The following is a 12633-nucleotide window of genomic DNA, read 5'->3' on the forward strand; positions in this document are numbered from 1 at the left end:
ATGGAATAGACTGTCTTTTTGAACAGAAACGATGTTTTAGTATAGCGGCGAAGTATCGCCGCTATCAATGAACAATGGCGAGATTACAGAGAAGGGTAGTCGGTGTAGCCTTCCGCGCCGCCGCCGTAGAAGCTTTCCGGGCGCTGCGGGTTCAGGGCCGCTTTTTTCTGCAGACGGGCAACCAGATCCGGGTTGGCGATGTAGTCGCGGCCAAACGCGACGGCATCGATCAGCCCTTTGCCGATCAGGTCTTCGGCTTTCTCCGGAGTATAAGCCCCCGCACCGATGATCACCCCGTGGAAACGCTCGCGCACTTTCTGACGGAAAGCGTCCGTGTAAGGCTTACCGCCAGCCCAGTCCGGCTCGGACATGTGCAGATAGGCGATGCCACGTTTAGCCAGTTCTTCGATCAGGTACAGGGCATCGGCTTCTTCGTTCGGACCGTTGTCGACGTTCTGGAAAGAACCGATTGGAGAGACGCGGATCCCGATACGATCCGGGCTCCACTCCTGGCACACGGCATCAACCACTTCCAGCACCAGTCGAGCGCGGTTTTCAACGCTGCCGCCGTACTGGTCGGTGCGATGGTTGGACGACGGGGACAGGAACTGGTGCAGCAGGTAGCCATGCGCGGAGTGCAGCTCAATCAGGTCAAAACCGGCTTCACGGGCGTTGGCCACGGCCTGGCGGAAGTCGTTCACGATACCCGGGATCTCGTCCAGCTCAAGCGCGCGCGGCATAGAGGTATCCACGCGAATCGCATTGCCGTTTTCATCACGCAGGGACGTACGGGTATTTGCGCTCAGGGCCGAAGCGGAGACCGGTGCCTGGCCGCCAGGCTGAATGCTGCTGTGGGAGATACGACCGGTATGCCACAGCTGGACCGCAATGCGGCCCTCTTCAGCGTGAACGCCCGCGGTGATTTTCTTCCATGCGGCGATCTGCTCCGGGCTGTGAAGACCCGGCGCACCCGCATAACCCTTAGCCTGAGCGGAAATCTGCGTGGCTTCGGTGATGATCAGGCCAGAGCTTGCGCGCTGACGATAGTATTCACCCATCAGTGGGGTTGGGATGTCGCCCGGCTCAATGCTGCGCAGACGGGTAAGCGGAGCCATAAACACGCGGTTTGGCGCAGTGACGGCACCCACTTTTAAGGGGGTAAATAATTTTTCAGCTGACATAAAGACTCCTGAGTAGACCAGTCGACTAGTAGTTGGGTAAATAAAAACGCCTGTTAAATGCCAGGCGCAGTAATGCTGTTTTTCACATGTGCCAGCGCGCTTTCCAGCGGCACGGCGCTGCGCGAAATTTTTGCCTGCAGGTTAGCGCCTAGCCAGAGCGCATATAACACCTGCGCCTGGGTTAACGGTTCGCCGGAAAAGGCCAGCGTTTTTTCATCGCGGCCTTTTTCCAGCGCCTGGGCCAGCAGGGCGATAACGCCGCGGGCACCTTTATCCATCGCCGTGCGCATATCTTCAGAAAGATCGCACACTTCTGCAGACAGCTTAACGGTCAGGCATCCGCTGATAATGCCCTGCTGACAGAACTGGTTCAGCGTTTCCTGATAGTAGTTCAGGACACGATCCCGGTAGTTACCTTCACCTGACGCAAAGTGGGTCGCCAGACGCTGGTGGTAGCCAGCATAGTGACGCTCCAGCATCGCCACGCCGAAGGCCTCTTTGGACCGGAAGTAGTGATAAAACGACCCCTTCGGTACCTCAGCGGTTTTTAACAGCTCGCTCAACCCCATACCGGTAAACCCGCGATGCATGCAAAGCTGCTCGCCGGTCGCCAGTAAATGTTCGCGGGTATCGTGTTCAGTATTTCTGCTCATGGCCGCACTCTAATAGACCGTTCGGTCTAATGCAAGCGAGTTTACTGACGACATGCGCTCAGTATATCCAGCTGCGGTTGATAAACCGTTGATTTCACGTCCATCATACCCAATACGGTTGAGAATAAATTGTCCTGGGAAACCGCATTTTTTGCTGCATGGTCGCGCAAACACTGTTCGTTGATGCCAAAGTTTTTCGCGTAATCCGGTGACAGCCAGAACATAAACGGAATATGCGTTTGCTGCTCCGGCGCCAGCATGTACGGCGTACCGTGCAGATAAATACCGCTTTCGCCCAGCGATTCACCGTGATCTGAGAGATAAATCAGCGCGGTGTTCATGCTCGACTGGCGCGCTTTCAGCGCATCAATGGTTTTGCTGACCATGCTGTCGGTATAGAGGATGGTGTTGTCATAGGTATTGATCAGCGCCTGATGGTCGCAATCCTGAATTTCATTGGTATCGCAGGTTGGGGTGAATTTACGGAATTTGTCCGGGTAACGGCGATAGTATGCCGGACCGTGGCTCCCCATCAGGTGGATAACCAGCACCGTATCTTGCTTTACGCCATCCAGCACGTTGTCCAGACGGTAGAAGTTCACATCGTCGATACAGGATTTGTCTTTGCAGAACTGATCCAGCTGCCACTGCGTCATGTCGGTATGGGGCACGCGATCGCAGGCACCTTTACAGCCGCCGTCGTTGTCGCGCCACAGCAGGTTGATACCCGCATGCTTAAGCACGTCGAGCAGCCCCTCGCGATGGTGAGCCAGGTCGGCATCGTATTTGCTGCGCGTCATGCCGGAGAACATGCACGGAACGGAAACCGCGGTTTCGGTACCACATGAGGAGGCCTGCGGGAAGTTAATCACGTCCTGCTTTTTCAGCTCCGGGTTGGTTTCGCGTTCGTAACCGTTCAGGGAGTAGTTTGCCGCGCGAGAGGCTTCGCCGACGACAAGCACCAGAACGGTTTTCTTTTGTTGGCCGGTAATCAGTGACCCTTTATGGGCATCTTCACCAATGCGCACCAGCGTTTGATCGCCGGCAAACCAGCGCATTTTGCTGTACTTCACCACGGCGCTGACATAGTTCGCCGGGGTGACCATTTTGACGATGCTTTTGTTATTGCGAAACAGCGACGCATAGTCTTTATAAAACAGCGCGGCAATCAGGATAATCACCAGCAGGGCGCCGAGCATCGCGGCAATGCGCGTCAGCAGCGCGTACCACCATTTTCCGGTACGAATCCGGGTCAACGCCAGCACCACGGAAGGCACGAGGCCGGCTATGACAACCCACAGAATCATCTGCGGGGTCACCAGGGCAGTCGCTTCCTGAGAGTTGGTTTCGAACACGTTCACAATCATGTTCTGATCGATCACCGCGCCGTAGGTATACATGAAATAGGTCGCCGCGGCGCATCCGATCGTCAGTACAATCAGCAGCGGCTTGCGGAGATACGGGATGTTAAGCAGGCTAAAGACAATCACCCAGCCGCAAAACAGCACCAGCGGGACGGAGGCGGCAAAGAGGAAGTCGTGCAGATGCACAGGGCCGATAATGGCCCAGCTGCGCTGGATAAACAGCCCGTTCAGCAGAGTAAAAAAGAGTGCACAGCCCAGAGTAAATTTAATGTCGTTACATTGTAACTTTCTGATTAACCACATCGATCGGTAAACCCGTTATTGTCATGATGGGCCGAGTATAGAGAGGGAAGATTAGTGAAACCTTAATGCCACAAATCTGTGATATAGGCCTTGCACGCGGCGCGATAAACGTCTTCACTGTAGATGAGAGGAGCTATCGGGAGGTGAGTGTGGCAGAGCAGCTGGAGTTTTTCCCCATCCAGAGCCCGTGCCGGGGTATTTGTCAGGTCGATGAACGCGGATATTGCCGCGGGTGCATGCGTACCCGCGATGAGCGTTTTAACTGGCAAAACTTTAGCGACACGCAAAAGCAGGAGGTGTTACGCCTCTGTCGACAGCGTCTTCTGCGCAAAATACGCGCAAACAAAGCGGGTGAAACCGAAGAACCCCAGCAACCTTCACTTTTTTAACACGGTAATTGCGTATACTCATGACATTACGTCCTTGAGGAAAATGTTATGGTTCAGCGAATTACCCTTGCCCCCCAGGGGCCAGAATTCTCCCGTTTTGTGATGGGCTACTGGCGTCTGATGGACTGGAATATGTCCCCCCTCCAGCTGGCGAGCTTTATTGAAGAGCACCTCGATTTAGGCATCACCACGGTCGATCATGCGGATATTTACGGTGGCTACCAGTGCGAGGCCGCGTTCGGCGAGGCGCTTAAGCTGGTTCCGGCCCTGCGCGACCGCATGGAGATCGTCACGAAGTGTGGGATTGCCACCACGGCAAAACCTGAACATGCCCTCGGTCATTACATCACCGACAGCGCGCATATCATCAAGAGCGCCGAGCAGTCGCTGGTCAATCTGGCGACCGATCGTATCGACCTGCTGTTAATCCACCGCCCCGACCCGCTGATGGATGCCGATGAGGTAGCGGAAGCCTTCCTGAACCTGCACCAGAGTGGGAAAGTGCGTCACTTCGGCGTTTCTAACTTTACCCCGGCACAGTTTGCGCTGCTTCAGTCTCGTCTGCCTTTCACCCTCGCCACCAACCAGGTTGAGATTTCCCCGGTACACCAGCCTCTGCTGCTGGATGGTACGCTCGATCAGCTGCAGCAGCTGCGCATTCGCCCGATGGCGTGGTCCTGCCTGGGGGGCGGACGTTTGTTTAATGATGAGGAATTCCAGCCGCTGCGCAACGAGCTTGAAACCATCGCCCGCGAGCTGAACGCCGAGAGCATCGAGCAGGTGGTTTACGCGTGGATCCTGCGCCTGCCGTCAAAACCGCTGCCAATTATCGGCTCCGGCAAAATAGAACGCGTGCGTTCTGCACTGGCCGCTGAAGAGCTGCAGATGACCCGTCAGCAGTGGTTCCGCATCCGTAAGGCCGCGCTGGGTTACGACGTACCATAAACCGCCTGAAGGTGGCTTTCCGGTGAAATCTTTGCCCCTGGTATACACTTAAGGGGCAAAAAATAACCCGCGGAGGTCATATGAAGCGTTTTGCTCTGGCACTGGTCACGCTGGTTGTTTGCGCAGGGGCGCAGGCAGCCAGCGACGAAGTGGAAATGAATCTCGTCACCCCACAAGGTGTGGGTCAGTCCATCGGAACGGTGAAAATCACGGAAACCGATAAAGGACTGGAGTTTGCTCCCAGCCTCAAAGCACTCCCGCCCGGTGAGCATGGTTTCCATGTTCATGCCAAAGGCAGCTGTCAGCCCGCTTTAAAAGAAGGTAAACCGTCGGCGGCGGAAGCGGCAGGGGGGCACCTCGATCCCCAGCATTCCGGTAAGCATGAAGGCCCGGATGGAATGGGGCATTTAGGCGATCTGCCCGTGCTTGTGGTCAATAACGACGGTAAAGCTACCGAACCCGTCGTCGCGCCGCGTCTGAAAAAGCTGGATGAGGTGAAAGGCAAGGCGCTGATGATCCATGTCGGCGGCGACAATATGTCCGATCGGCCTAAACCGCTTGGCGGCGGCGGGGCACGCTATGCGTGCGGCGTGATCTGATCCCCAATCGTTCCCGGTGGCGGTGCCTGTTCCAGCTGCGACAGCGAGCAGTGCAGGCGCCAGATTATCGAGGCCAAATCACGGGCTGCGGGCAGATGATGCTGTGCAAGCGTATCGCAGATCCGCTGCAGTTCATTCAGCGTGGCTTCCAGCGGCCGCTGCTGAACACCGCGCTCGCTCATTACATCGCGCAGCAGGGAGATGCAAACATCACGAACCTGCGACAGCGGATCGGAACGCGTTTCCCACGCGCGCAGCTGCCAGACCACGTGCGAGCAGTTTAACAGCACCACGCCCCAGCGCAGCAGCCAGCGCCGGGACAGCGCGTCCTGGCTGTTATTCAGCTGGCTGACGTGATGATAGACCAGCGATTCATACTCGTTTTCGCTCAGATGCGGTTTACGGCTGAGCTGGTCGACAAACCCTCTGCGTAGCTCCCGGATATGCCTGCGGCTCTTGCGTGCATCGGAGCCGGGACGTAACACCGCGAAAGCCAGCCACGCCAGCCCCACGCCAAGGATCTTCGCCAGGTTGTCATTGAGAAAATCGGCGTAATCATAAACAGGTGGATTCGTCACGGAGATAAACGAGCCCATAAAGACAATCAGCTGTCCCCAGAGGCCCGCCAGCTTGGGCATTTGCAGCTTCAGAAGCTGCATGGTGGTCAACAGGGGAAACAGGAACAGCAGGAACTGCCACAGATCGCTTATCTGCACCATCAGGCCAAACTTCACCACGAAGCTGAACAGCGACAGCAGCACCAGCGTGCGCAGCAGCAGCGTAAGCGAGTTGAACGGCGAGGCCGCGACGGAGTAAAGCACGCAGCTGATGGCGGCAAGCGTCAGGGCCGCCGTACCAGACTCCCACTGCGTGGTAATGCTCCACGCCCCCACCAGCATCAGCGCACAGAAGGTGCGAAAACCGCTCCACAGCGCTTCAAGATAGTCGGTATGGCGCGCAAGTGCCGGGCTGCCGGGGACGTTGAACTCCGTCAACGGGGTCGCGTTTTCGACGGCCGTAATCCAGCGGCTGCTGCGCAGGTACAGCCGACAAAAGTAATTCAGGCGCTGCCAGAAGGCGCGATGGCGGTAGTCGTACTCATCAACCGGGGCGAGCGGAGCGATAATCCGCGCTACGGTGTAAATGTCCGCATCCGGGCGCGCAAGGGCCGCGAGCAGCGTTTCAATCACGGCCCGGGTATTTTCAGGCGGCGTCGGCCAGTTGAGCAGCATCCGGCGCAGGCTGGAGATGGCGCTGGTCATGCGCAGCTGCTGGTGCAGCAGATAGTTAAGAAGTGTGTTCTGGCGGCGAAAGCGGTAGTGGCTCCAGAACGCCTGAATGCGCAGCAGATTCATCGTCAGGATCTGCCCGATCACCTTTTCATGCGCGAGGCGGATATCGTCGCTGGTATCCGGTTGCCACAGCAGGCTAGCGTGTTCCAGTAACCGGGTATGCATGGTTTTCAGCGCAGTGATGAGCGCGGTGCCATCGGATGTGCTGGGGAGGATCATCATCATGAAGCCGCCGCTGAGGATCCCGACAATCACTTCACAGACGCGCGCCTGCGCAATATCCCACAGCTCGGTGGTGTCGAGCACGTTAACCACCGGAAAGGCGATAATGGCGGCGGTATAGCCCGCCAGCTGGAACGCGTAGGCGACGTTATTGGTAAAATGGGCGCAGGCCCAGGTACAGCAGCCCAGCCATGCGGCCATGCTCAGCAGGAACAGCCACGGATCGTTCAGCGTATGGCCAGCGATAATTAGCGCCGCGGTGGCGCCCAGCAGGCTGCCTGCGATGCGGCCAAGACTTTTACTGATCACCCCGCCTACCGTCGGAAAACTGACTACCGCCGCAGACGTCATCGCCCAGTAGGGCTCATCCAGGTTAAGGTAATAAGCCACAGTCAGCGCAAGACACATGGCAATGCCGTTACGCAGCGCGTAGCGCCACTGGGGACGCGTCGCTTTCATCCACGGCGTGTTTTGCCAGGAGAGACCCTGCAGCTTCATCACCGGTTTCCGATGGAGACAGTGCAGGTAGTGCCGGATACCAGGGTAATGTCCTCCGGCAAGCGGTCAAACTCCACGCGAACCGGAACGCGCTGGGCCAGACGCACCCAGGGAACGTTCGGCTTTATGTCCGGCACCAGGCCTGAATCCGTCTCAACGCTTTGATCGTAAATGGCGCGGCCAATGCTGGATACGTGACCCTGTAACTTCTGCGAGCCGCTGTAAAGCGTTATTGCGGCTGGCGAACCCTCGCGAATATGTCGAAGCTTGGTCTCTTCGAAATAGCCCACGACGTAGAAGGAGTGGCTGTCGACGAGGGCGAATATCGGTTGTCCCGTGGTGGCATAATTCCCCACGCGGGCCGAGAGGTTGGTCACCCATCCATCAACAGGTGCCGTAATCACGGTTTGGGTCAGTTGCCACTGCGCCTGCTTCAGCGTCGCCTCCGCAACGTTGACGTTAGCCTGCATCGCCTTGACGTTGATATTGGCGGTGTCTAAATCTTCCGCTGAGATGTAGTTTTGCGACAGGTGGCGGCGGCGGTTGGCCTCGTTGTTGGCCTTTGCCAGATCCGACTGGGCTTTAGCCAGCTGCGCCTGGGCGTTCAGGATCGCAATGTGGTACGGGGTGTCGTCGATGCGGAATAAAATGTCTCCCTTTTTGACGAACTGGTTATCCTTAACCAACAGTGTAGTAATACTTCCCGACACCTGAGGGGTAATGCTGACCTGCTCGGCGCGGACTTTGCCGTCACGCGTCCACGGCGACTGCATATAAAAATTCCACATCCACCAGCCCGCAACCAGCGCGAGGGCGAGGACTAACAGGGTGGAAAAGTACTTTAGCGTTTTCAGGGACATATTCACCACACAGTCAAAACGGCAAGGCCCAGGCATACGGAAAGGGCAAACAGGGAAAGATCCATCAGCATGGGATGCCAGATTTCGCCGGAGTACATCCAGTCGCGAAGCAGACGATGCGCGATGAGCCAGAGGATAAAGCCCACCAGAACGGCCTTAAACAGAGGAGGAAAGTAGACCGACGCACTGAAGATTAGGTCCTGAAGGGGTAAACCCTCTGAGCGATGAAAAAACGTCACGGGCAGAAATCCTTTGCAGTGAACAGAATGCCGCGTTGGCTTGTCTTAGTATGATGAAGCATCACAATTCAGTGTAAGTCATACTTTTAAGTTCGATGAATGCAGTATTGCATTTGTTTTGGCAATACAAATGCTGCACACTATTCTAAAATCAGTATAATAACTTAGCAAGCTAATTATAAGGAGATGAAATTGGAATCGCCATTAGGTTCTGATCTGGCAAGGTTGGTACGCGTCTGGCGTGCTCTGATTGACCATCGCCTGAAACCTCTGGAACTCACACAGACGCATTGGGTCACGCTGCACAACATTCATCAGCTGCCGCCCGATCAGTCGCAAATTCAACTGGCAAAAGCGATAGGGATTGAGCAACCGTCGCTGGTGCGCACGCTTGACCAGCTGGAAGAGAAGGGGTTGATCTCGCGGCAAACCTGCGCCAGCGATCGTCGCGCCAAGCGAATTAAACTCACCGAGAAAGCAGCGCCTATTATCACGGAAATGGAAGCCGTGATCACCAGGACGCGCGGTGAAATCCTGTCAGGCGTTTCACCGGCGGAGCTGGAAATGCTCATCAGCCTCATTGGGCGCCTTGAGCAAAACATCCATGAGCTACAGTCGCGCGACTGACAAACAACAAGGCCTTGCAGCAGCAAGGCCTTTTTTTTACTTAAAGACGACCACGCGGTTACGGCCCGTCTCCTTCGCTTCATACATCGCTTTGTCGGCATTTTCCACGCACGTTTCTGCGGCTATTGCGGGTGAGGTTGCCGTAAACACCCCCATGCTAATGGTGATTGGCTCCGGTAGTTGACCGCCGCTGCTGGCGTTATCGAAGCTGCTCAGATTTAACCGTATGCGTTCCGCCACCTGATACGCCGCGTCTGATGAGGTGTTGGCCAGCATCAGAACAAACTCCTCACCACCGATACGGGCCGCGATGTCCTGGGGGCGCACGGAATCCATCAGTAGATTAGCGACAAACTGCAGGACCTTGTCACCCTGAAGATGCCCGTAGGTGTCGTTGATGCGTTTGAAGCGATCGAGATCGCTGACGATGACGGAAACCGGGCGGCTGGGTTTGGCGATATCCAGCGCCTGCTTTAATGTTTCATAAAAATAACTGCGGTTATACAGGCGCGTCAGCGGGTCGCGAATGGAGTTCTGGTAAGACTGCTGATACTTAACGTGCGAGTCGCGATACAGCCTGAAAACATCGTAGAGCAGAACAAAAATGATCATCAGCGTGGCGACGGTTTCAAATAAGCGAGCGCGATACCAGGAGATATCTTCAACATGTCCACCCACTAACAGCATTGAGAGCGTGACGATATAGCAGACGCACAGAAAATTACCGCCCACCCAGAATAAGTTGCGTATGCGCGTAATAAACATCAGCGTGGCTAATGTGACCACCCAGAGTGCAATCAATGCAATATTAATAAAGTGGCTCCAGAGAACCATAAACTCACGTGTTTCATTATCCACAAGATCAATGGATAAAAAGGAAGAATGACTGGAATACATCCAGGCCAAACCTACTGCAAAGATGGTAAACAGAAACTCGCCGCTCACAATAGCAATATGCGCCAGCCGTGAAAGGGGACAATTGCGCGTGGTATAAAGTATTGCCGAAACGATTATTAGCACCGCCATTAAGAGATGGCGGAACATATAGAAAATCATCGCATCGTTGTAGTTCACCGCGTTGAACTGATAGAGGTCCAGCCAGGCGGGAAAGCTGCACAGCGTTCCGACCATCAGCGATGCCGACCCGGCAAAGGCAAAAGCAAGCGATACCAGATACAACCGTTTTCGGTCGCACCAGTATTTCATTGCCATAAAGCAGGCAATAAACAGGTCAAACACCAGTAAAAAAATGGTGAGCGTAGGGAACAAGTGAGACGAAAAGGTAGGAACCCATTCGGCAATTTTTGAAAACAGGGCGTGTAATATGCCGATAACAGCAATACAACCTAGACAGAACGAGATATAACGGCCCTTTACAGAACGGCGATTCGCAAACATATATGGTTTTAATGACTTTATAATGAATTAAGGTGAGGGTGTTGCGAAGAGTGTAATCAATTAGCACGCTAAATACTTTGCGCAGAAACAATATATGGCGTGGTTAATAATGGGTGGGGTGAATGTATTTTGTAAATATATTTGTGGGAGTGATAAATAATGTAAATGGATGTGGCCTGATGGCCACATCCATTTTTAATTAACGTGGAGAAACGGTCACCTGACTTCCGTTGCTTGCCAGAACAACGCGCTGGCCTGCAGAGAAGCGAGTGCTGCCTTGTTTCTGAACAACCATGATCGTGCTGCCGTCGTCTTTACGAATTTCCAGCTCTACGCCCTGGGTTTTGTTCATCGCACCCTGAACGCCCTGGCCGGCTACACCACCCGCAACGGCGCCTGCGGCCGTTGCCAGAGAGCGACCAGTGCCGCCGCCGACGGTATTACCCAAGAAACCACCCAGCACGGCACCGCCGATTGCGCCCATCACGTTGTTTTCATCACCACCCTGGATCTGTACAGGGCGTGCGTTAACAACGGTACCGTAAGTCACGTTCTGAACCTGTTTCGCTTCAGAAGCGCTGTAAACGTCGCCAGAAAGTGAACTGTCATTCACACAGCCAGCCAGAGTTAAACCAATCAGCGAAACGCCCAGTACACGTAAAATCATTTGAATCTCCTGTTCACCAAAAACGCCCGATTGGGGGCATCCGTTATGGCTAAATTATATGGCATAAGGGGCCATAGTTCATATCTTTGCACTAACAATAAGAAAATTGTACTTGAATTTGACTTAACGAGACATAAACAGGATCCGCCCGTGTTACCCGTCTGACATTGTTAAAAAATATTATCGCCGGATGGCAAAGCTGCGCCGTTTATGGTTGAGTGGATATTCTTAGCCCACGCAACGTAAGGAAAGCGCATGAAATCGGGTCGCTACATTGGTGTGATGTCAGGCACCAGTCTGGATGGGGTAGATGTCGTTCTGGCCGCCATTGACGAAAACATGGTGGCGCAGCAGGCGAGCCTGACCTGGCCAATCCCCATTTCACTGAAAGAGGATATTCTGAGTATCTGTCAGGGGCAGCAGCTGACCCTCTCCCAGCTTGGACAGCTTGATGTTCGCCTGGGGGCGCTGTTTGCGGATGCGGTGCAGGCTTTGATGCAAAAAGAACATCTTCGCCCGCAGGATGTGGTGGCCATCGGCTGTCACGGACAAACGGTCTGGCATGAGCCCGGCGGCGATGCCCCGCATACCCTGCAAATCGGTGATAACAACCAGATTGTGGCGAAAACGGGCGTGACGGTGGTTGGCGATTTCCGTCGTCGCGATATCGCCCTTGGTGGGCAGGGCGCACCGCTGGTACCCGCGTTCCATCAGGCGTTACTGGCGCACCCTACAGAACGGCGTATGGTGCTCAACATTGGTGGGATTGCCAACCTGTCGATGCTCATCCCGGGGCAGCCCGTACGCGGCTACGATACCGGCCCGGGCAATATGTTAATGGATGCCTGGATCTGGCGTCAGTGCGGACATCCGTATGATAAAAACGCGGAGTGGGCGAGCGGGGGGAAAGTGATTATTCCGCTGCTGCAGTCGATTCTGAGCGATCCATATTTTGCCCTGCCGGCCCCTAAGAGTACGGGGCGTGAATACTTCAATCTGGGCTGGCTTGAGCGTCAGCTGGCACCATTCCCGGCGCTCGCGCCGCAGGATGTCCAGGCGACGCTTGCCGAGCTGACGGCCGTGTCGATCTCCGAACAGGTTCTGCTCAGCGGAGGATGTGAACGCCTGCTGGTGTGCGGCGGAGGAAGCCGCAACCCGCTGGTGATGGCGCGTCTTGCGGGGCTACTGCCGGGTACCGAAGTGACCACGACCGATGAGGCCGGCATCAGCGGGGATGATATGGAGGCGCTGGCCTTCGCCTGGCTTGCCTGGCGCACCATTGCCGGACTGCCGGGCAACTTGCCGTCGGTAACCGGCGCTCGTGAGGCGAGCGTCCTCGGGGCGATTTTCCCGGCAAATCCTCGTCATAATCAGAGTTAACTGAAATTCAGCGCGG

General features: G+C 55.4%; 13 protein-coding genes. 5 read left to right on the forward strand and 8 right to left on the reverse strand.

The window, feature by feature from the left end:
* Positions 1–83: 83 nt before the first annotated feature.
* The 3 genes from nemA to eptA are packed head-to-tail and all read right to left on the reverse strand — an operon-like array spanning position 84 to position 3501.
* Entirely contained in the window at positions 84–1181 is a 1098-nt protein-coding gene (nemA, locus tag ACZ6J2_RS00915; protein ID WP_045353833.1) for an alkene reductase, read from the reverse strand.
* Positions 1182–1234: 53 nt separating this feature from the next.
* Positions 1235–1834 carry a TetR/AcrR family transcriptional regulator gene (locus ACZ6J2_RS00920; protein ID WP_047061657.1) on the reverse strand — a complete coding sequence of 200 codons (600 nt, stop codon included), beginning with the start codon at positions 1832–1834 and terminating at the stop codon, positions 1235–1237.
* A 41-nt stretch (positions 1835–1875) separates the two neighbouring features.
* Positions 1876–3501 carry a phosphoethanolamine transferase EptA gene (gene eptA, locus ACZ6J2_RS00925; RefSeq protein ID WP_471724519.1) on the reverse strand — a complete coding sequence of 542 codons (1626 nt, stop codon included), beginning with the start codon at positions 3499–3501 and terminating at the stop codon, positions 1876–1878.
* Positions 3502–3650: 149 nt separating this feature from the next.
* Here eptA and ACZ6J2_RS00930 point away from each other — a divergent pair, with 149 nt between their 5' ends.
* The 3 genes from ACZ6J2_RS00930 (at position 3651) to sodC (ending at position 5434) form a co-directional block, all read left to right on the forward strand.
* Positions 3651–3890 (forward strand): DUF1289 domain-containing protein, encoded by a 240-nt coding sequence (locus tag ACZ6J2_RS00930; protein WP_008500587.1) that lies wholly within the window; start codon positions 3651–3653, stop codon positions 3888–3890.
* Between the two features lie 48 nt (positions 3891–3938).
* On the forward strand, positions 3939–4835 hold the full coding sequence (locus ACZ6J2_RS00935) for an aldo/keto reductase (RefSeq protein ID WP_032657749.1): 897 nt from the start codon (positions 3939–3941) through the stop codon (positions 4833–4835).
* A gap of 80 nt (positions 4836–4915) precedes the next feature.
* Positions 4916–5434: a superoxide dismutase [Cu-Zn] SodC gene (gene sodC, locus ACZ6J2_RS00940; protein ID WP_471724520.1), complete on the forward strand. Its 519-nt coding sequence runs from the start codon at positions 4916–4918 to the stop codon at positions 5432–5434.
* Here sodC and ACZ6J2_RS00945 read toward each other — a convergent pair.
* The 3 genes from ACZ6J2_RS00945 to ACZ6J2_RS00955 are packed head-to-tail and all read right to left on the reverse strand — an operon-like array spanning position 5413 to position 8545.
* Positions 5413–7446, reverse strand: a complete 2034-nt coding sequence (locus ACZ6J2_RS00945) for an FUSC family protein (protein WP_471724521.1) — start codon at positions 7444–7446, stop codon at positions 5413–5415. The two genes, sodC and ACZ6J2_RS00945, sit on opposite strands and share 22 nt — an antisense overlap.
* A complete protein-coding gene (locus ACZ6J2_RS00950) occupies positions 7446–8306 on the reverse strand; it encodes an efflux RND transporter periplasmic adaptor subunit (RefSeq protein WP_087822437.1) in 861 nt (286 codons plus the stop codon). Before ACZ6J2_RS00950 ends, ACZ6J2_RS00945 begins: the two co-directional genes overlap by 1 nt.
* A 2-nt stretch (positions 8307–8308) precedes the next feature.
* A complete protein-coding gene (locus tag ACZ6J2_RS00955) occupies positions 8309–8545 on the reverse strand; it encodes a DUF1656 domain-containing protein (RefSeq protein ID WP_471724522.1) in 237 nt (78 codons plus the stop codon).
* Between the two features lie 186 nt (positions 8546–8731).
* Between ACZ6J2_RS00955 and slyA the strand changes: the two genes are divergently transcribed.
* Positions 8732–9172 carry a transcriptional regulator SlyA gene (gene slyA, locus ACZ6J2_RS00960; protein ID WP_032651029.1) on the forward strand — a complete coding sequence of 147 codons (441 nt, stop codon included), beginning with the start codon at positions 8732–8734 and terminating at the stop codon, positions 9170–9172.
* Between the two features lie 36 nt (positions 9173–9208).
* Here slyA and ACZ6J2_RS00965 read toward each other — a convergent pair whose 3' ends face one another.
* Positions 9209–10570 carry an MASE4 domain-containing protein gene (locus tag ACZ6J2_RS00965; protein ID WP_471724523.1) on the reverse strand — a complete coding sequence of 454 codons (1362 nt, stop codon included), beginning with the start codon at positions 10568–10570 and terminating at the stop codon, positions 9209–9211.
* Between the two features lie 199 nt (positions 10571–10769).
* Entirely contained in the window at positions 10770–11237 is a 468-nt protein-coding gene (gene slyB / locus ACZ6J2_RS00970) for an outer membrane lipoprotein SlyB (protein ID WP_008500578.1), read from the reverse strand.
* Positions 11238–11492: 255 nt separating this feature from the next.
* Between slyB and anmK the strand changes: the two genes are divergently transcribed.
* A complete protein-coding gene (gene anmK / locus ACZ6J2_RS00975; protein ID WP_471724524.1) occupies positions 11493–12617 on the forward strand; it encodes an anhydro-N-acetylmuramic acid kinase in 1125 nt (374 codons plus the stop codon).
* Positions 12618–12633: the final 16 nt, after the last annotated feature.

The organism is Enterobacter sp. E14S (assembly GCF_055666685.1).